26 protein-coding genes are annotated in these 25007 nt (G+C 45.1%); 24 read left to right on the top strand and 2 right to left on the bottom strand.

The annotated features are described in order from the left end of the window. Window positions 1–16: 16 nt before the first annotated feature. Both dnaN and dnaA read right to left on the bottom strand, forming a co-directional pair. The gene (gene dnaN / locus MSG34_RS22610) at window positions 17–1117 is read right to left on the bottom strand and encodes a DNA polymerase III subunit beta (protein WP_017058809.1); all 1101 of its coding nucleotides are present in this window, start codon (window positions 1115–1117) and stop codon (window positions 17–19) included. A gap of 81 nt (window positions 1118–1198) precedes the next feature. Then, window positions 1199–2620, bottom strand: coding sequence for a chromosomal replication initiator protein DnaA (dnaA, locus tag MSG34_RS22605; protein ID WP_019825569.1), 1422 nt, complete (start codon window positions 2618–2620; stop codon window positions 1199–1201). Window positions 2621–2931: 311 nt separating this feature from the next. Between dnaA and MSG34_RS22600 the strand changes: the two genes are divergently transcribed. The 24 genes from MSG34_RS22600 to MSG34_RS22485 all read left to right on the top strand — a co-directional run bounded on the left by MSG34_RS22600 (window position 2932) and on the right by MSG34_RS22485 (window position 24967). Continuing rightward, on the top strand, window positions 2932–3681 hold the full coding sequence (locus tag MSG34_RS22600) for an amino acid ABC transporter substrate-binding protein (protein ID WP_009848135.1): 750 nt from the start codon (window positions 2932–2934) through the stop codon (window positions 3679–3681). Window positions 3682–3816: 135 nt separating this feature from the next. Continuing rightward, window positions 3817–4488, top strand: a complete 672-nt coding sequence (locus MSG34_RS22595) for an amino acid ABC transporter permease (RefSeq protein WP_009848134.1) — start codon at window positions 3817–3819, stop codon at window positions 4486–4488. Continuing rightward, entirely contained in the window at window positions 4485–5222 is a 738-nt protein-coding gene (locus MSG34_RS22590) for an amino acid ABC transporter ATP-binding protein (RefSeq protein WP_248339459.1), read from the top strand. The genes MSG34_RS22595 and MSG34_RS22590 overlap by 4 nt, the downstream gene beginning before the upstream one ends. A gap of 206 nt (window positions 5223–5428) precedes the next feature. Continuing rightward, window positions 5429–5563 carry a 50S ribosomal protein L34 gene (rpmH, locus tag MSG34_RS22585; RefSeq protein ID WP_004735800.1) on the top strand — a complete coding sequence of 45 codons (135 nt, stop codon included), beginning with the start codon at window positions 5429–5431 and terminating at the stop codon, window positions 5561–5563. 45 nt (window positions 5564–5608) lie between these two features. After that, window positions 5609–5932: a ribonuclease P protein component gene (gene rnpA, locus MSG34_RS22580; protein ID WP_017055478.1), complete on the top strand. Its 324-nt coding sequence runs from the start codon at window positions 5609–5611 to the stop codon at window positions 5930–5932. After that, a complete protein-coding gene (gene yidD / locus MSG34_RS22575) occupies window positions 5899–6156 on the top strand; it encodes a membrane protein insertion efficiency factor YidD (RefSeq protein WP_004735802.1) in 258 nt (85 codons plus the stop codon). Before rnpA ends, yidD begins: the two co-directional genes overlap by 34 nt. A gap of 2 nt (window positions 6157–6158) precedes the next feature. Then, window positions 6159–7781 carry a membrane protein insertase YidC gene (yidC, locus tag MSG34_RS22570; protein WP_048610831.1) on the top strand — a complete coding sequence of 541 codons (1623 nt, stop codon included), beginning with the start codon at window positions 6159–6161 and terminating at the stop codon, window positions 7779–7781. 130 nt (window positions 7782–7911) lie between these two features. Then, complete coding sequence (gene mnmE / locus MSG34_RS22565; RefSeq protein ID WP_029235098.1) at window positions 7912–9273, top strand: tRNA uridine-5-carboxymethylaminomethyl(34) synthesis GTPase MnmE; 1362 nt, start codon at window positions 7912–7914, stop codon at window positions 9271–9273. Between the two features lie 50 nt (window positions 9274–9323). Further along, window positions 9324–9758, top strand: coding sequence for an FMN-binding protein MioC (gene mioC, locus MSG34_RS22560; RefSeq protein WP_048611234.1), 435 nt, complete (start codon window positions 9324–9326; stop codon window positions 9756–9758). A gap of 482 nt (window positions 9759–10240) precedes the next feature. Then, entirely contained in the window at window positions 10241–12136 is a 1896-nt protein-coding gene (gene mnmG, locus MSG34_RS22555; protein ID WP_017058802.1) for a tRNA uridine-5-carboxymethylaminomethyl(34) synthesis enzyme MnmG, read from the top strand. Then, window positions 12136–12768 (top strand): 16S rRNA (guanine(527)-N(7))-methyltransferase RsmG, encoded by a 633-nt coding sequence (gene rsmG / locus MSG34_RS22550; RefSeq protein ID WP_017058801.1) that lies wholly within the window; start codon window positions 12136–12138, stop codon window positions 12766–12768. The genes mnmG and rsmG overlap by 1 nt, the downstream gene beginning before the upstream one ends. Before the next feature lie 14 nt (window positions 12769–12782). Next, a complete protein-coding gene (locus MSG34_RS22545) occupies window positions 12783–13556 on the top strand; it encodes a ParA family protein (protein ID WP_019825554.1) in 774 nt (257 codons plus the stop codon). A gap of 23 nt (window positions 13557–13579) precedes the next feature. Continuing rightward, a complete protein-coding gene (locus MSG34_RS22540) occupies window positions 13580–14461 on the top strand; it encodes a ParB/RepB/Spo0J family partition protein (RefSeq protein WP_048611230.1) in 882 nt (293 codons plus the stop codon). Between the two features lie 192 nt (window positions 14462–14653). Then, window positions 14654–15043, top strand: coding sequence for a F0F1 ATP synthase subunit I (locus MSG34_RS22535; RefSeq protein WP_017058798.1), 390 nt, complete (start codon window positions 14654–14656; stop codon window positions 15041–15043). A gap of 8 nt (window positions 15044–15051) precedes the next feature. Then, window positions 15052–15849: a F0F1 ATP synthase subunit A gene (gene atpB, locus MSG34_RS22530; protein WP_009848124.1), complete on the top strand. Its 798-nt coding sequence runs from the start codon at window positions 15052–15054 to the stop codon at window positions 15847–15849. Window positions 15850–15900: 51 nt separating this feature from the next. Then, complete coding sequence (gene atpE, locus MSG34_RS22525) at window positions 15901–16158, top strand: F0F1 ATP synthase subunit C (RefSeq protein ID WP_004411110.1); 258 nt, start codon at window positions 15901–15903, stop codon at window positions 16156–16158. Between the two features lie 58 nt (window positions 16159–16216). After that, a complete protein-coding gene (gene atpF, locus MSG34_RS22520) occupies window positions 16217–16687 on the top strand; it encodes a F0F1 ATP synthase subunit B (RefSeq protein ID WP_010433231.1) in 471 nt (156 codons plus the stop codon). Between the two features lie 15 nt (window positions 16688–16702). Next, window positions 16703–17236: a F0F1 ATP synthase subunit delta gene (atpH, locus tag MSG34_RS22515; RefSeq protein ID WP_009848122.1), complete on the top strand. Its 534-nt coding sequence runs from the start codon at window positions 16703–16705 to the stop codon at window positions 17234–17236. Window positions 17237–17249: 13 nt separating this feature from the next. Then, entirely contained in the window at window positions 17250–18791 is a 1542-nt protein-coding gene (gene atpA / locus MSG34_RS22510) for a F0F1 ATP synthase subunit alpha (protein ID WP_010433235.1), read from the top strand. A 48-nt stretch (window positions 18792–18839) separates the two neighbouring features. Beyond that, a complete protein-coding gene (atpG, locus tag MSG34_RS22505; RefSeq protein ID WP_016794171.1) occupies window positions 18840–19706 on the top strand; it encodes a F0F1 ATP synthase subunit gamma in 867 nt (288 codons plus the stop codon). Window positions 19707–19740: 34 nt separating this feature from the next. Further along, the gene (atpD, locus tag MSG34_RS22500) at window positions 19741–21144 is read left to right on the top strand and encodes a F0F1 ATP synthase subunit beta (RefSeq protein WP_048610850.1); all 1404 of its coding nucleotides are present in this window, start codon (window positions 19741–19743) and stop codon (window positions 21142–21144) included. A gap of 18 nt (window positions 21145–21162) precedes the next feature. After that, a complete protein-coding gene (locus MSG34_RS22495) occupies window positions 21163–21585 on the top strand; it encodes a F0F1 ATP synthase subunit epsilon (protein ID WP_004735742.1) in 423 nt (140 codons plus the stop codon). Between the two features lie 183 nt (window positions 21586–21768). Continuing rightward, window positions 21769–23127: a bifunctional UDP-N-acetylglucosamine diphosphorylase/glucosamine-1-phosphate N-acetyltransferase GlmU gene (gene glmU, locus MSG34_RS22490; RefSeq protein WP_048610853.1), complete on the top strand. Its 1359-nt coding sequence runs from the start codon at window positions 21769–21771 to the stop codon at window positions 23125–23127. A gap of 220 nt (window positions 23128–23347) precedes the next feature. After that, window positions 23348–24967: a sensor domain-containing diguanylate cyclase gene (locus tag MSG34_RS22485; protein WP_248339490.1), complete on the top strand. Its 1620-nt coding sequence runs from the start codon at window positions 23348–23350 to the stop codon at window positions 24965–24967. Window positions 24968–25007 lie beyond the last annotated feature (40 nt).

The following is a 25007-nucleotide window of genomic DNA, read 5'->3' as shown; positions in this document are numbered from 1 at the left end:
GTCAACATAGGGCAGCTTATAAGCGAATTGGCATAACAACGTACATCGCGCTGTCATCTTGTGCATTCTCAATAAGAGCACTCGCATTGGCGTCTGACATTGAGATGCGAACTTGTTCACAACGCAGTGTGTTCAGAACATCCAATACATAGCTTACGTTGAAGCCAATCTCTAATGCGTCACCGTCGAAGTTAACATCGAGTACTTCTTCCGCTTCTTCTTGCTCTGGGTTGTTCGCGGTAATACGCATCTCGCTATCCGCAAGGTTAACGCGAACACCACGGAATTTTTCGTTCGACAGAATCGCAGCTCGAGAAAATGCTGAACGTAATTCATCACAGCCAGCTTCAAGTGTCTTGGTGGTATTTTGCGGCATTACGCGGCGATAATCAGGGAAACGACCATCAACCAGCTTAGAAGTGAAGACATAGTTGTTCACTTCAGCTCGCACGTTAGAGTTACCAATTTGCAGTGTTACTGGCTGTTCAGGTGCATCCAATAGCTTCACTAGCTCTTGAACACCTTTACGAGGAACAATGATCTGCTTCTGAGCAAAATCCGCACCCAGTTGTGCTTGAGATACTGCCATACGGTGACCATCGGTCGCCACGCTGCGCAGGATAGAACCTTCAATCTCAAACAACATACCGTTGAGGTAGTAACGAACATCTTGGTTCGCCATTGAGAATTGTGTTTTCTCGATAAGACCGCGAAGTTCAGCTTGTGTCACTGACACTTCAACTTCACTGCTCCAGTCTTCAATATTTGGAAAATCTGCCGCAGGTAATGTTGCTAATGAGAAGCGGCTACGACCAGAGCGAACCTGAATACGATCACCATCCAATACCACAGTGATCACTGAGTTATCTGGCAATCCACGGCAGATATCTAGGAATTTACGTGAAGGTACGGTAATGCTGCCCGCTTCGAAATCACCTTCAAGCGTTACACGGCTGATCAGTTCAACTTCTAGATCCGTCGCTGTCATCGACAACACGTTATCTTCTACTTTAATCAGTAGGTTTCCTAGAATTGGAAGCGTTGGCCTGCCACCGAGTGCGCCAGATACTTGTTGTAATGGCTTAATCAGATGACTACGTTCAATGGTAAATTTCATATCTTGCTCTTACGGTCTAAATGGCACTGCGTAATAGTACGTGGCCAAGATTCTGCTTATTAAGGTTAAGAATACTGTGTATTAAGAAGAAAGGGTACGAATCAAGTTCGAATAATCTTCTTTAATGTCGTGGCTCTCTTCACGCAGCTGAGCAATCTTACGACAAGCATGCAGTACCGTCGTGTGGTCACGACCACCGAATGCATCGCCAATCTCAGGCAAGCTGTGGTTTGTTAGCTCTTTCGCCAGTGCCATCGCCAATTGACGTGGACGAGCAACAGAACGAGAACGACGCTTAGACAATAGATCAGCGACTTTGATTTTGTAGTACTCGGCTACTGTCTTTTGAATGTTATCAATAGTGACCAGTTTTTCTTGCAGTGCAAGCAGGTCACGCAGTGCTTCACGCACGAAGTCGATCGTGATCGGGCGGCCAGTGAAGTTTGCATTCGCAATTACACGGTTCAATGCGCCTTCCAGCTCACGAACATTAGAGCGTAGACGCTTCGCAATAAAGAACGCTACTTCATCCGCAAGGTGAATTTGGTGGTCTTCGGCTTTCTTCATTAAGATCGCAACACGCGTCTCAAGCTCTGGTGGCTCAATCGCGACCGTCAAACCCCAGCCGAAGCGAGATTTAAGACGATCCTCTACCCCGTTGATCTCTTTTGGATAACGGTCAGACGTTAGGATGATCTGCTGGTTGCCTTCAAGCAGCGCGTTAAAGGTATGGAAGAACTCTTCTTGAGAACGCTCTTTATTAGCAAAGAATTGGATGTCATCGATAAGCAATGCATCAACACTACGGTAGTAGCGCTTAAATTCTTCGATCGCGTTGTTTTGTAGGGCCTTTACCATATCCTGAACAAAACGCTCTGAGTGCATGTAAACCACTTTAGCATTCGGCTTATTATCAACAATGGCGTTACCCACCGCATGCAACAAGTGCGTTTTACCTAAACCAGTGCCGCCGTATAGGAACAACGGGTTGTAGGCTGTACCTGGGTTATCAGAAACCTGACGTGCCGCAGCCAAACCGAGTTGGTTCGACTTACCTTCAACAAAGTTATTGAACTTATGTTTTGGGTTCACGTTTGAGCGGTGATTCAAGTCAACCGCGACAGGCTCTTCATCACGCCAGATATTATGGACAGGCTTGCGAGCTTGTAATTGCGCAGGTGCTGATGACTCAGCGGCCACATCAGCTGCAGTACGAGTCTGAGTTGGTGCCGGTGTCGCAGGCTTTGGTGCAATCACACGCTTGCTTCCCACTTCAAAATGAAGATGTGGGATATCGTTACCGCAATATTCTTGCAGCAGACGGTTAATGCTATTTAGATACTTATCACGAACCCAATCGAGTACGAAACGGTTCGGTGCAAATAGAGTTAGAGTATTGTCATTGAGTTCCGCTTGTAACGGACGAACCCACATACTGAATTCTGTAGCTGGTAACTCTTCTTGAAGCTGTTGCAAACACTGCAACCAAAGCGAAGATGACACGGTGCCCTCACTCTATTTAAAGTAATATGAAATGACCGCTAATTTTACCTGTTGATAAGTCAGATCACCAGCAATTGATCACAGATCCAGTGAATAAGATCCAAGTTATTCACAATAAATTTGTAATTTATCGGTGGATCCACACATCTTGCCCCTAATTTACTCACACAATGATCCACTTATGCCCGGATCCTTGCTAGTTATCCCCAAATCGGGAATTCAATCTGGTTATGGTTAATAACATCTGGTTATTTATTCTAGTGAGCATTTTCCCAGTAACATCCAAACCCATAAATATAAGGAGTTACCAAATGAATAACTGGATTAAGGCTGCAATTGCGGCTATCGCACTCTCTGCTGCTACTGTTCAAGCTGCGACTGAAGTTAAAGTCGGCATGTCTGGTCGCTATTTCCCGTTTACGTTCGTTAAACAAGACCAATTACAGGGTTTTGAAGTGGATTTATGGGATGAGATCGGTAAGCGTAACGATTACAAGGTTGAATACGTAACGGCAAACTTCTCTGGTCTGTTTGGTCTTCTTGAAACGGGTCGCATCGATACCATTTCAAACCAAATTACAATGACGGATGCACGTAAAGCGAAATACCTATTCGCAGACCCATACGTAGTAGACGGCGCACAAATTACCGTTCGTAAAGGTAATGACAGCATTAAAGGTATCGAAGACCTTGATGGCAAGACGGTTGCGGTAAACTTAGGCTCAAACTTTGAACAACTGCTTCGCAGCTACGACAAAGATGGCAAGATCAATGTAAAAACCTACGATACGGGTATTGAACATGATGTGGCACTGGGTCGTGCGGATGCATTCGTAATGGATCGCCTTTCAGCACTAGAGCTTATCAAGAAGACTGGTCTACCATTACAACTGGCGGGTCAGCCATTCGAAACAATTGAAAACGCTTGGCCTTTCGTCGACAACGATAACGGCAAAAAACTGCAAGCAGAAGTAAATGAAGCATTAGCAGCAATGCGCGCAGATGGTACGCTAGAAAGTATCTCTCAGAAATGGTTTGGTGCGGACATTACTCAGAAGTAATTACTCACTTTCTCCATTCAAGGCCCACTGCTTTATACAGCGGTGGGCTTTTTGCTTTTGTGCACTGATTAAAAAACCTGATAGAACAGTACTTACATATAGAACAACACTGCCAATAAAAATACGAGATAGATTATGGGATTTGACTTTAATTACATGCTAGAGCTGTTGCCGATACTACTGAAGTATTTAGGCACCACGATGGAGATGGCGACTTGGGGCTTGTTCTTTGCTCTAATTCTGTCTCTGATACTGGCGAATATTCGTGTATTCAAAATCCCAGTACTCGACCAACTGAGCCAGCTGTACATTAGCTTCTTCCGAGGCACCCCACTGTTGGTGCAGCTGTTCCTCCTTTATTACGGCTTACCACAAGTCTTCCCGTGGATGGTTGGGTTGGATGCCTTCAGCGCCGCTGTGATTGGCTTAACCCTGCACTTTGCCGCGTATATGGCAGAAAGTATTCGTGCCGCGATTATCGGTATTGATCGCAGCCAGATGGAAGCCAGCCTTTCGGTCGGTATGACAACCAGCCAAGCGATGCGCCGAGTGATCTTGCCGCAAGCAACTCGCGTGGCACTGCCGTCATTGATGAACTACTTCATCGACATGATCAAATCGACTTCACTTGCTTTCACCTTAGGTGTCGCCGAAATCATGGCTAAAGCTCAGATGGAGGCTTCTTCAAGTTTCCGCTTCTTCGAGGCTTTCTTAGCGGTAGCGCTGATTTACTGGGGCGTGGTGGTTATCCTCACTCGCATTCAAATTTGGGCCGAAGTGAAACTGAATAAGGCGTATGTACGATGATCAAATTACAAAATATCCACAAGCAGTTTGGTGACACCGAAGTTTTGAAAGGGATCGACCTAGAAATCAAACAAGGTGAGATAATTGTCATCATAGGTTCAAGTGGTACGGGTAAGTCTACCCTACTGCGTAGTGTGAATTTTCTAGAGCAAGCCGATCAAGGTACAATTTCGATTGATGATATCAAGGTTGATACTCAGAAACACACTAAGGCAGAGGTGCTTGCACTGCGTCGTAAGACCGGTTTTGTGTTCCAAAACTATGCACTGTTTGCTCACCAAACCGCGAGACAGAATATTGCTGAAGGTTTAATTACCGTTCGTGGTTGGAAAAAGCAGCAAGCCCATGAAAAAGCACAACAAATACTTGATGATATTGGCTTAGGTGACAAAGGTGATAGCTACCCAGCCGCGCTCTCTGGTGGCCAGCAACAACGGGTGGGTATTGGCCGTGCAATGGCACTACAACCCGAGCTTTTACTGTTTGATGAGCCGACTTCAGCGCTAGATCCTGAGTGGGTTGGCGAAGTGCTTAACCTAATGAAAAAACTGGCAAATCAGCATCAAACCATGCTGGTGGTTACCCATGAAATGCAGTTCGCTAGAGAGGTCGCAGACCGAGTGATCTTCATGGCTGACGGCCATATTGTCGAGCAGGGATCTCCACAGGATATTTTTGGTAATCCACAGGATCCTAAATTAAAAAAATTCTTAAATAAGGTTGGGATCGACTAAGGATCCTTGTGATTTTAGTTATTCTACGTATAATCCCCCGACCGGAATTTTAGTTAACCCAATCATTGACACTTTTTGTGACAGTGATTACAATTCCGCCTCTTTGTTGAGAGGCGTCGGTTTTCCTTTCTTATATAAAGAAGAGAAAAAATGCCCACGCCGGGTTTAACAAAAACCTAAAACTACTGATCAGTAAGGTAATTACAATGAAACGCACTTTTCAACCTACAGTTCTAAAGCGTAAGCGTACTCACGGTTTCCGTGCTCGCATGGCTACTAAGAACGGTCGCGCAACAATCAATGCACGTCGTGCAAAAGGCCGTAAGCGTCTTTCTAAGTAATCTTTGATTATTTTGAATAAGCTAGCCTTCGGTCGGGAGTTACGCTTGTTAACTCCCGAACATTATCAAAATGTCTTCAAGCAAGCTCATCGAGCTGGCTCCCCTCATTTCACCATCATTGCCCGAAATAACTCTCTTTCAAATCCTCGCCTTGGATTAGCCGTTCCGAAAAAGCAGATTAAAACCGCCGTGGGTCGTAACCGATTCAAGCGTCTTACTCGTGAAAGCTTTCGTAACACTCAACACAAACTTCCTAACAAAGATTTTGTTGTAATCGCAAAGAAGAGCGCGCAAGATTTAAGCAATGAAGAAATGTTCAAGCTACTCGACAAATTATGGCTTCGCCTGTCTCGCCCTTCGCGTGGATAGCGCTAATACCCATCTATTTTTATAGATGGTTTATTAGTCCACTCATCGGCCCACGCTGCCGATTTACTCCAACCTGCTCTTTATATGCGATAGAAGCGTTGAAAGCTCACGGTTTTGTAAAAGGGTGTTGGTTATCAGGCAAACGTCTATTAAAATGCCATCCTTTGAACGAAGGGGGCTTTGACCCCGTTCCACCAGTCCAAAAACAAGACAGAGATAAATAACGATGGATTCTCAACGTAATATCCTGTTAATCGCATTGGCTTTGGTTTCTTTCCTACTGTTCCAACAATGGAACGTAGCTCAGAATCCAGCACCACAAGCGGTTGAGCAGGCACAATCTGGCAGCACCCTACCAGCGCCATCTTATGCAGATGATCTAGACCCGGCTCCTGGTCAAGTTGCTTCTTCTGCTAAAACTATCACAGTAACAACTGATGTACTGACTCTGTCAATTGATACGGTTGGTGGTGATGTCGTTAAAGCAAACCTAAACGATTACTCTGCTGAGTTCGATTCTGAAGATACGTTTGTTCTTCTTAAAAACGAACCAGGTCACCAATTTATCGCACAAAGCGGTCTAGTGGGTCCTCAAGGTATCGATTTAAGCAGCACAAACCGCCCAAGCTACACAGTTTCAGCAGACAGCTTCACGCTTGCTGATGGTCAGGATGAACTACGCATCCCGATGACTTACCAAGCGAACGGCCTTGATTACACGAAAACATTCATCCTTAAGCGTGGCAGCTACGCAATGGATGTTGAATACGATGTAGTCAACAACTCTGGTAACAACGCGACATTCGGCATGTACGCTCACCTACGTCAGAACGTAATGGATGACGGCGGTAGCCTAACAATGCCAACTTACCGTGGTGGTGCTTACTCTACGGAAGATACGCGTTACAAAAAATACAGCTTCGACGATATGCAAGATCGCAACCTGTCTCTTAACCTAGCAAACGGTCAAGGGTGGGCAGCGATGATTCAGCACTACTTTGCAAGTGCTTGGATTCCACGCGACGAAGCAGGCAGCAACCTTTACACTCGTGTAATAGGTAACCTTGGCGATATCGGTGTTCGTATGCCGAACAAGACCATTGCTACTGGCGACGAAGCAAGCTTCAAAGCAACGCTTTGGGTTGGTCCTAAACTTCAAGATCAAATGGCTGCTGTTGCACCGAACCTAGACCTAGTAGTTGACTACGGTTGGTTATGGTTCATTGCTAAACCACTTCATACTCTGCTTTCGTTCATTCAAGGCATCGTTGTGAACTGGGGTCTGGCAATCATCTGTCTAACTTTCATCGTTCGTGGTGCTATGTACCCACTAACGAAAGCTCAGTACACGTCTATGGCGAAAATGCGTATGCTTCAGCCTAAGCTGACTGCAATGCGTGAGCGTATTGGCGACGACCGTCAACGCATGAGCCAAGAAATGATGGAGCTTTACAAGAAAGAGAAAGTAAACCCACTAGGTGGCTGTTTACCTATCCTTCTGCAAATGCCTATCTTCATTTCGCTATACTGGGCACTAATGGAGTCTGTTGAACTGCGTCACTCACCGTTCTTCGGTTGGATTACTGACCTTTCAGCACAAGACCCATACTACATCTTGCCACTTCTGATGGGTGCTTCAATGTTCTTAATCCAGAAGATGAGCCCGACAACTGTAACGGATCCTATGCAGCAGAAGATCATGACCTTTATGCCGGTTATGTTCACATTCTTCTTCCTGTTCTTCCCTTCAGGTCTGGTTCTATACTGGCTAGTATCGAACATCGTAACTCTGATTCAGCAAACGCTTATCTACCGCGCGCTGGAAAAGAAAGGCTTACATTCTAAGTAAGTTCGATAATAGAAAGAGATAAAGAAAGGCGACCAAAAGGTCGCCTTTTTGTTTTTAGCTGATTACAATTCAGCTAATTGATTAATCGTGAGCGCCCCTTTTTGGCTTTCACATGCTAGCAGGCACAACTATGACTACAGATACGATTGTTGCTCAAGCGACTGCACCCGGCCGTGGCGGCGTCGGTATTATTCGCGTTTCAGGCCCACAAGCAGCCCAAGTTGCGCTTGAAGTTACCGGCAAAGTACTGAAACCACGTTACGCTGAGTACACCCCTTTTAAATCTCACGATGGTTTAGAGTTAGACCAAGGCATCGCGCTTTACTTTCCTAACCCGCACTCGTTTACCGGTGAAGACGTATTAGAGCTACAAGGCCACGGTGGTCCTGTGGTAATGGATATGCTCATCAAGCGTATCCTCGCGATTCCAGGGCTACGCGCAGCACGCCCAGGTGAGTTCTCGGAGCGTGCCTTCTTAAACGACAAAATGGATTTAACCCAAGCAGAAGCGATTGCTGACCTCATTGATGCCAGTTCAGAAGAAGCGGCGAAATCAGCTCTGCAATCGTTGCAAGGTGAGTTCTCAAAACGCATTAATACGCTGGTGGACTCTCTGATTCACTTACGCATCTATGTTGAAGCCGCTATCGACTTCCCAGAAGAAGAGATTGATTTCCTTGCTGACGGTAAAGTAAGTGCTGACTTACAAGCTATCATCGACAACCTCGAAGCGGTTCGCCAAGAAGCCAATCAAGGTGCCATCATGCGTGAAGGTATGAAGGTGGTGATTGCAGGTCGTCCTAATGCCGGTAAGTCGAGCTTACTGAATGCATTATCGGGTAAAGACTCCGCGATTGTGACTGATATTGCTGGTACCACCCGTGATGTACTGCGTGAACATATCCATATTGATGGTATGCCACTGCACATTATTGATACCGCAGGCCTGCGTGAAGCCTCGGATGAAGTCGAAAAAATCGGTATTGAACGCGCTTGGGAAGAAATTGCTCAAGCCGATCGCGTTTTATTTATGGTCGATGGCACCACTACTGACGCAACCGACCCGAAAGATATCTGGCCAGATTTCGTTGATCGTCTGCCGAATAACATCGGAATGACCGTGATTCGTAACAAAGCCGATCAAACTGGTGAAGATCTCGGGATTTGCCATGTTAATGATCCAACTCTGATTCGACTATCAGCAAAGACGGGACAAGGCGTTGATGCACTGCGTAATCATTTAAAAGATTGCATGGGCTTTGCTGGTGGCAATGAAGGTGGCTTCATGGCACGTCGTCGCCACTTAGATGCCCTAGAACGCGCATCTGAGCACCTAGATATTGGTCAGCAACAGCTCGAAGGCTATATGGCAGGTGAAATCTTGGCAGAGGAGCTACGTATAACGCAGCAACACCTCAACGAGATTACTGGTGAGTTCAGTTCCGATGACCTACTCGGCCGTATCTTCACCTCTTTCTGTATTGGTAAATAACCTTTAAAGGCCGGCTCATGCTGGCCTTTTTCTTTAGTAAGGACAGCTTAATGATCCACATTATTACAGGCAGCACCTTAGGTGGTGCAGAGTACGTTGGCGATCACCTTAATGATCTTCTTGAAGAGCAAGGCCACGAGATCACTCTTCATAATCAGCCTGAATTCGATGATATTCCCCAACAAGGCTTTTGGTTGCTGGTGACTTCAACTCATGGTGCGGGTGAATTTCCAGATAATATTAAGCCGTTTATCGACGCATTGACCCAGCAATCTCCAGATTTAAGCCAGGTTCGCTTTGCTGTCGTGGCGCTTGGTGATTCGAGTTACGATACCTTCTGTTTAGCGGGAAAATCAATCCACAGCCAGATGAAAGAGCTCGGTGCTCAGCCTATTTCTGACTGTTTTACCATCGATGTATTGGAAACTCCGGTACCAGAAGACGCAGCAGAAGCTTGGTTCAACGATCATAGCGACCAGTTTTAACCTCTCTCTTCTCTCAAAAAGCGGCTTATGCCGCTTTTTTTGTCTCTGAACATCGCGATTGTGAATAACTTTTTTTCAAAAACATCGAAAATTAGCGATCTATTTTCAATTTCTGCTGTGGATAAGATCATACATATACGGTGATTAACCTATAGTTATCCAAATAACAAGTTTTAGGCTAATTTCCTCCTGTGAATAAGTAGCCATTTTGATCCCAGCTAATCCTCATCCTGATCAAAGTTAGATCACATCATTTGATCCAAAAAAGATCCATGATCTCGTTGATCATTTTCGACTTATCCACAGATACCCTCGATCCTAATAATAGATCTAATAAAAGATCTCCTTAAAGATCTTATCTATATTAATTAAAAACAGCTTTTTCGAAAAATCCCAAAAACGTTTTCTCAGGCTATGAAAACAGGTAGAATATCGCTCCTTTTTATCAATCTAGAAAACGTTTGAATACCTGAGGTCGGTTCATGCTTTATCACGAAAAATTTGACGTCATCGTTGTTGGTGGTGGCCATGCAGGAACGGAAGCCGCACTCGCATCTGCACGTACTGGTCAAAGTACGTTATTACTTACTCATAATATCGATACACTAGGACAAATGTCTTGTAACCCAGCCATTGGCGGGATCGGTAAGGGCCACTTGGTAAAAGAGGTCGATGCAATGGGTGGATTAATGGCGCAAGCTATTGATCATGCAGGTATTCAGTTCAGAACATTGAACGCATCAAAAGGCCCTGCGGTTCGTGCTACTCGTGCACAAGCTGACCGCGCACTGTACAAAGCCTTTGTTCGTAACGTTCTTGAAAACACGCCAAACCTAACTTTGTTCCAACAGTCGGTTGATGACTTGATCGTTGAACAGGATCAAGTGGTGGGTGTGGTAACGCAGATGGGCCTTAAGTTCCGCGCAAGCGCTGTGGTTCTGACTGTGGGCACATTCCTAGGCGGCAAGATCCATATTGGCATGGAAAGTTCTTCAGGTGGCCGTGCTGGTGATCCACCATCGATCGCACTGGCTGACCGTCTTCGTGATCTTCCATTCCGAGTTGATCGCCTGAAAACAGGTACACCTCCTCGTATCGATGCACGTAGCGTTGATTTTTCTGAGCTTGAGGTTCAGCACGGCGATAACCCGACGCCTGTTTTCTCGTTCATGGGTAGCCGAGCTCAACAACCTCGTCAGATTCCATGTTACATCACGCATACCAATGAAAATACGCATGACGTAATTCGTGCCAACCTTGATCGCAGCCCTATGTACGCGGGTGTGATTGAAGGCATTGGCCCTCGTTACTGTCCTTCGATTGAAGACAAAGTAATGCGTTTTGCTGACAAGAACAGTCACCAAATTTTTATTGAGCCTGAAGGTCTAACGACTCACGAGCTATACCCTAATGGTATCTCTACCAGTCTGCCGTTTGATGTACAGGTTCAAATTGTTCGTTCGATGAAGGGCTTTGAAAATGCTCATATCGTTCGCCCTGGCTATGCGATTGAGTACGATTTCTTTGATCCTCGCGACCTTAAGCTGACTTACGAAACTAAGTTTATTAAAGGTCTATTCTTTGCCGGTCAAATCAACGGTACCACTGGCTATGAAGAAGCGGCTGCACAAGGCTTGATGGCCGGTCTGAATGCAAGTTTGTTTACTCAAGGCAAAGAAGGCTGGAGTCCACGTCGTGACCAAGCTTACATGGGCGTGCTTATTGACGACCTATCGACCATGGGTACCAAAGAACCTTACCGCATGTTTACATCTCGCGCGGAATACCGTTTGCTGCTTCGTGAAGACAACGCCGATATCCGCTTGACTGAAAAGTCGCGTGAACTTGGCCTTGTTGATGACGCTCGTTGGGCTCGTTTCAACGAGAAGATGGAAAACATGGAGAAGGAGCGTCAACGTCTGAAAGAGACTTGGATTAATCCAAAATCTGAAGATATTGATCAACTGAACCAAATTCTGAAAACACCAATGTCTCGTGAAGCGAGTGGTGAAGATCTTCTTCGTCGCCCTGAAATGACTTATTCACAGCTAACCGCATTGGATCGTTTTGGTCCTGCACTGGAAGATCAACAAGCGTCTGAGCAAGTTGAGATCCAAGTGAAGTACGATGGTTACATTCAGCGTCAACAAGACGAAATTGAAAAATCACTGCGTCATGAAAACACCAAACTGCCTGCTGATATCGATTACAGCAAGGTAAAAGGACTTTCTAACGAAGTGGTTCTTAAACTAACGACAGCTAAGCCTGACTCAATTGGTATTGCTTCGCGAATTTCAGGTATCACACCTGCAGCAATCTCAATTCTGTTGGTTTACTTGAAAAAACACGGCCTGTTGAAAAAAGGTGAGGAAGCATAATGAGCGCATTACGCGAAAAACTGGATCACCTTATTGGCCAGACTGAACTTGAAGTATCTGAAAAACAACGTGGCCAGTTGGTTGGCTACGTTGAGCTACTGAACAAGTGGAACAAAGCTTATAACCTAACGTCAGTTCGTGACCCGCAAGAAATGATGGTGAAACATATCCTAGATAGCATCATTGTTAGCACTCACTTACAAGGTAAGCGCTTTATCGATGTGGGCACGGGACCTGGTCTTCCTGGGATTCCGCTCTCAATCATGAATCCAGACTGCGAGTTTTACTTGCTAGACAGCCTAGGTAAGCGTATTCGTTTTATCAAACAGGTGATTCATGAGCTGGGTATCGACAACGTGGTACCGGTTCAAAGTCGCGTTGAAGAATTTCAACCAGAAGAAAAGTTTGATGCAGTGCTCAGTCGTGCATTTGCGTCAATGACAGACATGGTAGAGTGGTGTCACCATTTACCTAAAGAGCAATCCGGTGTATTTTTGGCTCTTAAGGGACAACATCCTAGAGACGAAATCGACCTGTTACCTGAATGGTGTTCAGTGACAGACATTAAAGCTTTGCAAGTGCCAGAGCTTGATGGAGAGCGTCATCTAGTTACTTTATCGCGTCAGGGATAATCAGCGAGGCCATAGTGGGTAGAATCGTAGCAATTGCCAACCAGAAGGGTGGCGTAGGAAAAACAACAACTTGCATTAATTTAGCAGCATCAATGGCGGCAACAAAACGCAAGATATTGGTTGTTGACCTCGATCCTCAAGGTAATGCCACTATGGCGAGCGGTGTCGACAAGTATCAAGTTGAAGCAACTGCTTACGATTTGTTGGTTGAAGACACCCCATTTGATGAGGTGGTTTGCCGGAGTACATCTGGTAATTATGACCTCATCGCCGCGAACGGCGACGTTACTGCGGCAGAAATCAAGCTGATGGAAGTGTTTGCTCGAGAAGTTCGTTTAAAAAACGCACTCGAATCCATTCGCAATAACTATGATTTCATCTTTATTGATTGCCCACCCTCATTAAACCTTCTTACAATCAACGCGATGGCTGCGGCCGACTCCGTATTGGTTCCTATGCAATGTGAATACTTTGCTTTGGAAGGTTTGACTGCATTGATGGATACCATCAGTAAGCTAGCGGCTGTTGTAAATGAGAACCTGAAGATCGAAGGTCTTCTGCGTACTATGTACGATCCTCGCAACCGCTTATCGAACGAAGTATCTGATCAACTCAAAAAACACTTTGGTAGCAAAGTCTACCGAACTGTGATCCCTAGAAATGTGCGTCTGGCAGAAGCCCCGAGTCACGGCAAGCCAGCAATGTACTACGACAAATATTCCGCAGGAGCTAAGGCTTATCTTGCTCTTGCAGGCGAAATGTTGCGTCGTGAAGAAGTCCCAGTATAGGTCCAACCAAAGGAATTCGCTCAATGTCTAAGCGTGGTTTAGGAAAAGGGCTAGATGCATTGCTTGCAACTAGCTCATTGGCTCGTGAAAAACAGCAAGTTGCTTCTCATAGTCAGGCGTTGTCGGCTGATGGTGAGCTTATCGAACTGGCTGTTGGTTGCTTGAAGCCTGGTGTGTATCAACCGCGTAAGGATATTGCGCCTGAAGCGCTAGAAGAACTGGCTGCATCAATTCAATCTCAAGGCATTATCCAACCGATCGTAGTTCGCCCATTGGCGCATGACCAGTTCGAGATTATTGCTGGTGAACGTCGTTGGAGAGCGGCTCGTCAAGCTGGCCTTAAACAAGTGCCATGCCTGATCAAGAGAGTTGAAGACAAGGCCGCTATCGCGATGGCATTGATTGAGAATATTCAGCGTGAAGACCTGAATGTTATCGAAGAAGCACAAGCGCTAGAGCGCCTACAGAACGAATTTGAGCTGACACACCAACAAGTCGCTGATGTTATCGGTAAATCGAGAGCAACGGTGAGTAACTTATTACGTCTAAATCAGCTCGAAAATGAAGTAAAAGGTTTAGTTTCCAATAAACAACTGGAAATGGGGCATGCTCGAGCACTGCTTGCGCTTGAAGGTGATACCCAGGTTGAAGCAGCAAACACTGCGGCAACCAAAAAAATGACCGTGCGTCAAACTGAGCAACTTGTCAAAAAGTGCTTAAAACCAGACGTTGAAGGTGAATCGAAGCCTGAAGACACAGAAGCTATCGAACTTTCACGAAGACTCACGGAAAAATTGCAAGCAAACGTTTCAGTTACTCGTTCTGTTAGCGGTAAGTCAAAAGTGACAATTACTCTTGATGAGCCTCACAAATTAGAGCAACTTATTGCTAAACTAGAGTACTAGATGAGATAATTGATTTAGGTCAATTATGTAATAAACAAGTAATTTCGTACAAAAGTTGTCGGTTTGTATGCAAAAATGTAAATGATTGCTGCGTTGTTATTGCAATCAATTTGGCTGAACGTATAATTTTCGCCAATTTCTCAGCACGCTTTTAAGCGAGTAGTAAAGAAGGCTTAAAAGAGGAACGAATACATGGTAGCGGCGTTAGCAAGACCAGGACGAGTGCTTGCAAAGCAAATGTTATTGATCGAGCTTAGCGCGGTTATATTAGTGGCGATAGGGTTAGGTTTAGCTGTTAATCCTGATTGGGGTTTTGCTGCATTAATCGGTGGCGGTATTTTTGTCATCGCAAATGCAGTTTTTTGTGTGTGTGCTTTCCTTTTTAGTGGAGCTCGCGCAACTAAGTTAGTTGCGGCGTCGTTCTATGCAGGCGAAGCGCTAAAAATCCTTATCACAGTTCTACTATTCTCTATTGTCTACATGTATATGCAGGTGGAATTAGTTCCCCTCAAACTGACCTATTTACTGGTTCTAGGTATTAATATCTTTGCGCCAGTGCTTTTCATTAACAATAAAAAATAGGATGAGTTATGGCTGCGCCAACAGCATCCGGATACATTGAGCACCACTTACAAAACCTTTCTTTAGCTAAGTTTGGTCTTGTAGAGGAGACAAGTTTCTGGAACGTACATATAGACAGTCTGTTTTTTTCGGTGTTGACAGGGATGTTATTCCTTTGGGTTTTTCGCTCAGTCGCAAAGAAAGCAACAGTAGGTGTACCTGGTAAGCTTCAGTGTTTTGTTGAAATGGTAGTGGAATTCGTTGGTGACAACGTTAAAGAAACTTTCCATGGCCGCAACCCTCTGATTGCCCCACTAGCACTGACTATATTCTGCTGGATTATCATTATGAACTTGATGGACTTAGTGCCTATCGATTTCTTACCATATCCTGCAGAGCATTGGCTAGGTATCCCTTACTTGAAAGTGGTTCCTACAGCTGATGTAAATATAACAATGGCAATGGCTTTAGGTGTTTTTGCTCTGATGATCTACTACAGCATCAAAGTGAAAGGTCTAGGCGGATTTGCTAAAGAATTGGCACTGCATCCATTTAATCACCCAATCATGATTCCATTTAACTTGGTACTTGAGGTAATTTCGTTATTAGCGAAGCCACTATCTCTAGGTATGCGTTTATTTGGTAATATGTTTGCGGGTGAGGTGGTGTTTATTCTTATCGCGGCAATGCTACCGTGGTACTTACAATGGGTAGGTGCACTACCTTGGGCTATCTTCCATATCTTGGTTATTTTGATTCAAGCGTTTGTTTTCATGATGTTGACAATCGTTTACTTATCAATGGCTCATGAAGATAGTGATCACTAAAAAAAATTTTTAAGCTTTATTCTAACTATTAATGTTAATCGGAGAACGTAAATGGAAACTGTACTAAGTTTTTCAGCAATCGCTGTTGCTATTATTGTTGGTCTTTGTGCCGTAGGTACTGCAATTGGTTTTGCTATTCTTGGTGGTAAATTCCTAGAAGGCGCTGCGCGTCAACCTGAAATGGCTCCAATGCTACAAGTTAAGATGTTCATCATCGCTGGTCTACTGGATGCTGTTCCAATGATCGGTATCGTAATCGCACTACTATTCACGTTTGCTAACCCATTTGTTGGTCAACTAGCAGGCTAATTAACTCTCAATAGTTAATTAAATTTTTGTAGTTGATTCTTAACGAGGGGTAGCTGTTGTGAATATGAACGCAACTCTGTTAGGTCAAGCAATTGCTTTTTCATTGTTTGTTTGGTTCTGCATGAAATATGTATGGCCACCAATCATGCAAGCAATTGAAGAACGTCAGAAAAAAATTGCTGACGGTCTAGTAGCCGCTGAACGCGCTGCTAAAGACTTGAACCTGGCACAAGCCAACGCTTCTGAGCAAATGAAAGAAGCAAAGCGCACTGCAACTGAGGTTATTGATCAGGCAAACAAACGTAAAGCTCAGATTATTGATGAAGCACGCGAAGAAGCTCAGGCAGAACGCCAGAAAATCTTAGCGCAAGCTGAAGCAGAAATTGAAGCAGAGCGTACACGTGCCCGTGATGACCTGCGCAAACAAGTCGCAACTCTGGCTATAGCTGGTGCTGAGAAAATCCTTGAGCGTACAATCGATAAAGATGTACACGATGATCTTCTTAACAACATTACTGCAAAACTTTAAAGCAAGGGGCTGTATATGTCTGATTTGACTACAATCGCACGCCCCTATGCTAAAGCAGCGTTTGACTTTGCGGTAGATAAAGGTGAGCTAGACCAATGGGGTCAGATGCTTACTTTTGCTGCCGAAGTGGCACAAAATGATGATGTTCATAATTTATTAAGCGGTTCTATGACTGCTGAAAAATTAGCTGAAGTATTCATTGTAATTTGTGGCGAACAATTTGATGAATTCGGTCAGAACTTAATTAAAGTGATGGCAGAGAATGGCCGCTTAATGGCTTTTCCTGATGTTTGTAAAGAGTTCTTTATACTCAAAAAAGAGTATGAGAAAGAGATCGACGTTGAAGTAACTTCAGCGGTTGAACTTTCTGAAGAACAACGCGCAGAGATCAGCAGCAAATTGGAACAGCGCTTAGCGCGCAAAGTTCAGCTGAATTGCAGTATAGATGAGACTCTACTTAGTGGAGTTATTATTCGAGCCGGAGACCTAGTCATCGATAACTCAGCGCGCAGTCGTTTAGACCGCCTGAGCGATGCATTGCAGTCTTAATGGGGATTGGAGCATGCAACTTAATTCCACTGAAATTAGCGATCTAATTAAACAACGTATTGAATCTTTCGACGTTGTTAGTGAAGCTCGCAATGAAGGTACTATCGTTTCTGTAAGCGATGGCATCCTTAGCATCCACGGCCTAGCGGACGTGATGCAAGGTGAAATGATCGAACTACCGGGTGGCCGTTACGCTCTAGCACTAAACTTGAACCGTGATTCGGTTGGTGCTGTTGTAATGGGCCCGTATGCTGACCTACAGGAAGGCATGAAAGTTACAGGTACTGGTCGTATTCTAGAAGTACCAGTAGGTCCTGAAATGCTTGGTCGTGTTGTAAACACGCTAGGTGAGCCAATTGATGGTAAAGGTCCAATCGAAGCTAAATTGACTTCGCCTGTAGAAATTATCGCACCAGGTGTAATCGACCGTAAATCGGTAGATCAACCTGTTCAAACTGGTTACAAGTCTGTTGACTCAATGATCCCTATCGGTCGTGGTCAACGTGAACTAGTAATCGGTGACCGTCAGACTGGTAAAACAGCAATGGCGATCGATGCGATTATTAACCAAAAAGATTCTGGTATTTTCTCTATCTACGTAGCTATCGGCCAAAAAGCGTCGACTATTGCTAACGTAGTTCGCAAACTAGAAGAGCACGGCGCACTAGCAAACACTGTTGTTGTTGTTGCATCTGCTTCTGAATCTGCAGCGCTGCAATACCTTGCACCGTATGCTGGTTGTGCGATGGGCGAATACTTCCGTGATCGCGGTGAAGATGCACTGATTGTTTATGATGATCTATCTAAGCAAGCTGTAGCTTACCGTCAAATCTCGCTACTACTTAAGCGTCCACCAGGTCGTGAAGCGTTCCCAGGTGATGTTTTCTACCTTCACTCTCGTCTACTAGAGCGTGCTGCTCGTGTAAGCGAAGCATACGTAGAAAAATTCACTAACGGTGAAGTGACAGGCAAGACTGGTTCTTTAACCGCTCTACCTATCATCGAAACGCAAGCTGGTGACGTATCTGCATTCGTACCAACGAACGTAATCTCGATTACTGATGGTCAGATCTTCCTACAAACTGAGCTATTCAACGCGGGCGTACGTCCAGCTGTTGACCCAGGTATCTCAGTTTCTCGTGTAGGTGGTTCGGCGCAGACTAAAATCATCAAGAAGCTATCTGGCGGTATCCGTACTGCTCTAGCTCAATACCGTGAACTTGCAGCATTTGCTCAGTTCTCTTCGGATCTTGATGAAGCGACTAAGAAGCAGCTAGACCACGGTCAAAAAGTTACAGAACTGATGAAGCAGAAGCAATACGCTCCTATGTCTGTATTTGACCAAGCTCTAGTAATCTTCGCTGCAGAGCGTGGATACCTTCAAGACGTTGAACTTTCTAAAGTTCTAGACTTTGAAGCTGCTTTACTGTCGTTTGCTCGTGGTCAATATGCCGATCTAGCAACACAGATCGACACAACGGGTGCTTTCAATAAAGAAATCGAAGCTGAGCTGAAGAAGCTTGTTGACGATTTCAAGGCAACCCAGACCTGGTAATTGGTAGGTGGTCTTAGGGCCACCTCATACCATTAACGGAGAGTAACGATGGCCGGCGCAAAAGAGATACGTAATAAAATCGGTAGTGTTAAAAGCACACAGAAGATTACGAAAGCAATGGAAATGGTAGCAGCTTCAAAAATGCGTCGTTCTCAAGACGCAATGGAAGCTACTCGTCCATATGCAGAAACAATGCGTAAAGTGATCGGTCATTTGGCTAATGGTAGCCTCGAGTATAAGCATCCTTATCTTGAGGAACGTGAAGCCAAACGTGTTGGTTACATCATCGTTTCTACAGACCGTGGTCTTTGTGGTGGTTTGAACATTAACTTGTTCAAAAAAGCCATGAACGACATGAAAGATTGGTCTGAGAAAGGTGCTGACGTTGAACTTGCAATTGTAGGTTCAAAAGCGACAGCATTTTTCAACAACAGCGGCGCGAAAGTAGCAGCTCAAGTTTCTGGTCTGGGCGATCGTCCAAGCCTTGAAGATTTGATTGGCTCTGTAAGCGTTATGCTGAAGAAATATGATGAAGGCGAATTAGATCGCCTGTTCGTAGTGTTCAACAAGTTTGAAAACACTATGGTTCAAGAACCAACGATCGATCAATTACTTCCTTTGCCTAAATCAGACAGCGAAGAAATGAAACGCAGTCATTCTTGGGACTACATTTATGAGCCCGAGCCAAAACCACTACTAGATGCACTATTGGTTCGCTATGTCGAATCTCAAGTGTACCAAGGTGTGGTTGAGAACCTTGCTTGTGAGCAAGCGGCTCGAATGATTGCAATGAAATCAGCAACAGATAACGCTGGTGACATTATTGATGACTTAGAACTTGTGTATAACAAAGCGCGTCAAGCGGCGATTACACAAGAACTTTCTGAGATCGTTTCAGGCGCAGCTGCGGTTTAAGCTTAGGTAAAACTAAATAGTTAGAGGATTAACGATGGCTACAGGTAAGATCGTACAGATCATCGGTGCGGTAGTCGACGTAGAGTTCCCACAGGGTGAAGTACCTCGTGTATACGACGCTCTGAATGTTAATGAAGTACAAGAACGTCTAGTTCTTGAAGTTCAGCAACAACTTGGCGGTGGCGTAGTTCGCGCAATCGTAATGGGTAGCTCTGATGGTTTACGTCGTGGTTTGACAGTTGAAAATACTGGCGCTCCAATCTCAGTACCAGTAGGTACTAAGACATTGGGTCGTATCATGAACGTCCTAGGTGACGCGATTGATGAGTGTGGCGAGATTGGTGCTGAAGAGCATTACGCCATTCACCGTGAAGCTCCAAGCTACGAAGAGCAGTCTAACGAGACCGCTCTTCTAGAAACTGGTGTTAAAGTAATCGACTTGATTTGTCCATTCGCTAAGGGTGGTAAAATCGGTCTATTCGGTGGTGCTGGTGTAGGTAAGACCGTTAACATGATGGAACTTATCAACAACATCGCACTTCAACACTCAGGCCTATCTGTATTTGCAGGTGTAGGTGAGCGTACTCGTGAAGGTAACGATTTCTACTTTGAGATGCAGGAAGCAGGTGTTGTAAACATCGAAAAACCTGAAGAATCAAAAGTAGCGATGGTTTACGGTCAGATGAACGAGCCACCAGGTAACCGTCTACGTGTTGCACTGACTGGTCTAACAATGGCAGAGCGCTTCCGTGACGAAGGTCGTGACGTTCTACTGTTCGTTGATAACATCTACCGTTACACACTAGCAGGTACTGAAGTATCAGCACTTCTAGGTCGTATGCCTTCTGCGGTAGGTTACCAACCTACACTAGCTGAAGAAATGGGTGTTCTACAAGAGCGTATCACGTCAACTAAATCTGGTTCTATCACGTCTGTACAGGCGGTATACGTACCAGCGGATGACTTGACTGACCCGTCTCCAGCAACAACGTTCGCTCACTTGGATGCAACGGTTGTACTTAACCGTAACATCGCATCTATGGGTCTATACCCAGCGATCGACCCGCTAGATTCTACTTCACGTCAACTGGATCCATTGGTAGTTGGACAAGAGCACTACGACATCGCTCGTGGCGTTCAGTCTACTCTTCAGCGCTATAAAGAGCTGAAAGATATCATTGCTATCCTAGGTATGGACGAGCTATCTGAAGAAGATAAGCAAGTTGTATCTCGTGCTCGTAAGATTGAGAAGTTCCTAACTCAGCCTTACCACGTAGCGGAAGTATTTACAGGTGACCCAGGCGTTTACGTACCTCTTAAAGAGACTCTACGTGGCTTCCAAGGTCTTCTATCTGGTGAATACGATGACATTCCAGAGCAAGCGTTCATGTACTGTGGTGCAATTGACGAAGCTATCGAGAATGCTAAGAAGCTATAAGGCTAACTAGGAGGCGATATGGCAGCAATAACCTTTCACCTAGACGTTGTAAGTGCAGAGAAACAAATTTTCTCAGGCCTTGTTGAGACGTTTCAGGTGACCGGTAGTGAGGGTGAGCTTGGTATTTTCCATGGTCATACTCCACTGCTGACCGCTATCAAGCCTGGTATGGTGCGTATTGTTAAGCAGCACGGCCACGAAGAAATTATTTATGTTTCTGGTGGTATGGTAGAAGTTCAGCCTGGTACAGCGACTGTACTGGCTGATACAGCTATCCGTGGTGAAGAGCTAGACGCAGCAAAGGCGGAAGAAGCTAAACGCAAGGCTGTGGAGAATATCCAAAATCAGCATGGCGACATAGACTTCGCACAAGCGGCCGGTGAACTGGCTAAAGCCATTGCTCAGTTACGAGTTATCGAACTGACAAAACAGCGTCGTTAATCTTTTTAAGATTATAGACTCTGAGATAAAGGCGACCTAAGGGTCGCCTTTTTGCATTTTTGATGTTCTCAAAAATGCTTCTTTTACGTATCACTACTGGTTAAATGGTTATTGCGATTTAATTTTTCGGCCAAAAACGGTTACAATATCGGCTTAATAAAAATAACGTTGGATAGGTTTACAATGAAGTTTAGCGCGGTAATTCTCGCGGCGGGCAAAGGCACTCGCATGTATTCAAACACACCAAAGGTTCTGCACACACTTGCGGGTAAGCCAATGGTGAAGCATGTTATCGATACCTGTAATGGTCTAGGTGCTCAAAACATCAACCTGGTTTATGGCCACGGTGGTGATCAGATGAAGGCTACCTTAGCTGAAGAATCTGTAAACTGGGCACTGCAAGCTGAACAACTCGGCACAGGCCACGCTGTGGATCAAGCATCTGCACATTTCGCTGATGATGAAAAAGTATTGGTGCTATACGGTGATGTTCCACTAATCTCACCTGAAACCATTGAAAACCTATTAGACGCTCAACCAAACGGTGGCATCGCGCTACTTACTGTCGTATTAGACAACCCAATGGGTTACGGACGTATTATTCGTCGTAATGGCCCTGTTGTGGCTATCGTTGAGCAGAAAGATGCAACGGATGAGCAGAAGCTTATCAAAGAGATCAACACTGGCGTTATGGTTGCGACTGGTGGTGACCTGAAGCGTTGGCTGTCTGGTCTAAGTAACGACAACGCACAGGGTGAATACTACCTGACTGACGTTATCGCAGCGGCTCACGACGAAGGTCGTGCAGTTGAAGCGGTACACCCAGTAAGCCCGATTGAAGTGGAAGGCGTGAATGACCGCTCTCAACTGGCTCGTCTAGAGCGCGCTTACCAAGCTGAGCAAGCAGACAAGTTATTGAAGCAAGGCGTAATGCTACGCGACCCAAGCCGCTTTGATCTACGTGGTGAACTGCAGTGCGGTATGGACGTTGAGATTGACACTAACGTTATCATCGAAGGCAGCGTAAGCATTGGTGATAACGTGATTATCGGCACTGGTTGTGTATTGAAAGACTGTGAGATTGATGACAACACCATTGTTCGCCCATACAGCGTGATCGAAGGTGCAACGGTCGGTGAAGACTGTACGGTTGGTCCTTTCACTCGTCTACGTCCTGGTGCTGACATGCGCAATAACTCGCACGTTGGTAACTTTGTCGAAGTGAAGAACACTCGCCTTGGTGAAGGTTCTAAAGCGAACCACTTAACGTATCTAGGCGATGCTGAAATTGGTCAGCGCGTAAACGTGGGTGCGGGTGCAATTACTTGTAACTACGATGGTGCGAATAAGTTTAAGACCATCATCGGCGACGACGTGTTCGTTGGTTCAGATAGCCAATTAATAGCGCCTGTTACGATTGGTAATGGTGCTACCGTTGGAGCTGGCTCTACCGTAACACGCGATGTTTCTGAAAATGAGCTGGTTATCAGCCGTGCGAAAGAACGTAAGATTGCTGATTGGAAACGTCCAACTAAGAAATAATCTCTAACGTTCAAAAGATATTCTTACGAAAGCCAGTAGCATCGCTACTGGCTTTTTTGTATCGGTCACTCACTGCTAACAAAATAATCAATTTGGCAATTGTATTTTTTTAATAGATTGTTAGTATTCGGGCAGTAGTTCGGTATAAATGGGTTGATGTACGGTGATATTGGTTGAAAAGAAATGGCAAACATTGCCGATCATTATTTTGTCTTTTTCAATGTTAATAGGTCTCTATGGCTTTTATGTAACGTTGGAAAAGCTGGTTGTTGAGAATGAGCGTGATCATCTTGTCTCTTTGATGTCAGACGTTATCTACGAAATTCGTGAAGATAGTGAATTATTTACGGCTGATATGGATGTCGATGATTACATCGGAGACTTAACGCAAGCCAACACTCGACTCCGAATCCAAGTGATCAGTCCCGATGGTGTCGTAATAGGTGATACGGATCTTTCAGACCATGCACTAGCTAGAGTTGAAAATCACGGTAAGCGCCCCGAATTCAAGCAAGCCCTTCAACAAGGTACCGGCAGCGATGTTCGTTTTAGTACCGTGACCTCCATCGACCGAATCTACTATTCAATGAAAGAGAGCATTAACGGGCAAGACTTCGTTATCGTGATCTCTTCGCCAATGCATCAACTGAAACAGATGAACTTCCAATTGATGGGGATTCTGGTTGGTATGGTGTTGCTGAGTTTGAGCTTCTTGATTGGTACCTCTTACGTGAGCAATCGCCAAATTGTTCATCGAGTGGAGGAAGAACAGAAGAAGCAAGATGAACGCATTCGCCAACGAACCCACGAAATTGAGTTGATGCACCGCCTCGCGAATATGCTTGCGGCGTGTAACAACATGGTGGAAGCCCAACAGATCGTGTCGGATATCTTGCCGAGAATTCTTGGTAACGTGAACGGCAGTGTTTCTTTGATGCGTGCATCGCGTAATCAGTTGATCACTCAGCTCGATTGGGGAGAGACTTGGCCGGGAAGTGCGAGCTTTGCTCCAGAAGAGTGCTGGTCACTGCGGAAGGGGCGTGCACATCAATCGAATGATGATTTCCATTCGTTAACCTGTGGTCACATGCATGAGATGGAAAACAACCAAACCCTGTGTATACCGTTGACGGCACACGGCAACACCATCGGCATCATGCACCTTTATTTTGGTGTCGGCGACATCAAGATTGACCCGATTACTGAGCAACTAGCTTTCAGTGTGTCAGAGCACTTAGGCTTAGCATTGGCTAACTTGAGCCTGCAAGAGAAGCTTCGCTCGCAAGCATTGAGCGATCCGCTGACTGGCTTATTCAACCGTCGTTTCTTCGAACAAAAACTGGAAGAGCACTCAATGAATTCGGCCACCAGCGAGCAGCCATTATCGCTATTGATGCTCGATTTGGATCACTTCAAACGCTTCAATGACAACTTTGGTCATGATGCGGGTGACTTCGTATTGAAAGAGATCAGTGCGCTACTCAAACAGAGTGTCAGCGAAGACGAGATTGCTTGCCGACTCGGTGGTGAGGAGTTAGCGGTACTGCTTCCACATTATTCAATGCAAGAAGCGACGGAGTTTGGTCAAACCTTGTGTGATGCGGTGCGTTCAATGCACCTTGAGCACAAAGGCCTATCGCTAGGGCAGCTTGGAGTTTCAATTGGTGTGGCCACATACCCTAAGCCAGCCTCTGATACCGAGTCTCTGGTTAAGATGGCCGATAATGCTTTGTACATGGCGAAAGATATGGGCCGCAGCCGAGTGGTTAACTATGATGAATACAGCCGTCATAAAGCGCCAGCGTTAGAAATTGTTGACGGTGAAGCGGCTTCGAAATAGTCATAAGCAGAGGCTGAGTTTAGATATAAAAAAAGAGCGA

It is taken from the genome of Vibrio sp. 1CM2L, assembly GCF_023161695.1.
In the GTDB taxonomy this organism is placed as follows: domain Bacteria; phylum Pseudomonadota; class Gammaproteobacteria; order Enterobacterales; family Vibrionaceae; genus Vibrio; species Vibrio coralliirubri.
Note: the sequence above shows the minus strand (reverse complement) of the source record. Positions and strands in the feature narration are given on the sequence as shown.

Bases quoted from the DNA above. Each gene is read 5' to 3' on its own strand.
- dnaN (WP_017058809.1), bottom strand. From the start codon at position 1,117: ATGAAATTTACCATTGAACGTAGTCATCTGATTAAGCCATTACAACAA.
- MSG34_RS22595 (WP_009848134.1), top strand. From the start codon at position 3,817: ATGGGATTTGACTTTAATTACATGCTAGAGCTGTTGCCGATACTACTG.
- mnmE (WP_029235098.1), top strand. From the start codon at position 7,912: ATGACTACAGATACGATTGTTGCTCAAGCGACTGCACCCGGCCGTGGC.
- mioC (WP_048611234.1), top strand. From the start codon at position 9,324: ATGATCCACATTATTACAGGCAGCACCTTAGGTGGTGCAGAGTACGTT.
- MSG34_RS22540 (WP_048611230.1), top strand. From the start codon at position 13,580: ATGTCTAAGCGTGGTTTAGGAAAAGGGCTAGATGCATTGCTTGCAACT.
- yidC (WP_048610831.1), top strand. From the start codon at position 6,159: ATGGATTCTCAACGTAATATCCTGTTAATCGCATTGGCTTTGGTTTCT.
- atpE (WP_004411110.1), top strand. From the start codon at position 15,901: ATGGAAACTGTACTAAGTTTTTCAGCAATCGCTGTTGCTATTATTGTT.
- atpG (WP_016794171.1), top strand. From the start codon at position 18,840: ATGGCCGGCGCAAAAGAGATACGTAATAAAATCGGTAGTGTTAAAAGC.
- atpH (WP_009848122.1), top strand. From the start codon at position 16,703: ATGTCTGATTTGACTACAATCGCACGCCCCTATGCTAAAGCAGCGTTT.
- yidD (WP_004735802.1), top strand. From the start codon at position 5,899: ATGGCTTCGCCTGTCTCGCCCTTCGCGTGGATAGCGCTAATACCCATC.
- MSG34_RS22495 (WP_004735742.1), top strand. From the start codon at position 21,163: ATGGCAGCAATAACCTTTCACCTAGACGTTGTAAGTGCAGAGAAACAA.
- glmU (WP_048610853.1), top strand. From the start codon at position 21,769: ATGAAGTTTAGCGCGGTAATTCTCGCGGCGGGCAAAGGCACTCGCATG.
- MSG34_RS22590 (WP_248339459.1), top strand. From the start codon at position 4,485: ATGATCAAATTACAAAATATCCACAAGCAGTTTGGTGACACCGAAGTT.
- rsmG (WP_017058801.1), top strand. From the start codon at position 12,136: ATGAGCGCATTACGCGAAAAACTGGATCACCTTATTGGCCAGACTGAA.
- atpA (WP_010433235.1), top strand. From the start codon at position 17,250: ATGCAACTTAATTCCACTGAAATTAGCGATCTAATTAAACAACGTATT.
- mnmG (WP_017058802.1), top strand. From the start codon at position 10,241: ATGCTTTATCACGAAAAATTTGACGTCATCGTTGTTGGTGGTGGCCAT.
- MSG34_RS22535 (WP_017058798.1), top strand. From the start codon at position 14,654: ATGGTAGCGGCGTTAGCAAGACCAGGACGAGTGCTTGCAAAGCAAATG.
- rpmH (WP_004735800.1), top strand. From the start codon at position 5,429: ATGAAACGCACTTTTCAACCTACAGTTCTAAAGCGTAAGCGTACTCAC.
- MSG34_RS22485 (WP_248339490.1), top strand. From the start codon at position 23,348: ATGTTAATAGGTCTCTATGGCTTTTATGTAACGTTGGAAAAGCTGGTT.
- MSG34_RS22600 (WP_009848135.1), top strand. From the start codon at position 2,932: ATGAATAACTGGATTAAGGCTGCAATTGCGGCTATCGCACTCTCTGCT.
- atpD (WP_048610850.1), top strand. From the start codon at position 19,741: ATGGCTACAGGTAAGATCGTACAGATCATCGGTGCGGTAGTCGACGTA.
- atpB (WP_009848124.1), top strand. From the start codon at position 15,052: ATGGCTGCGCCAACAGCATCCGGATACATTGAGCACCACTTACAAAAC.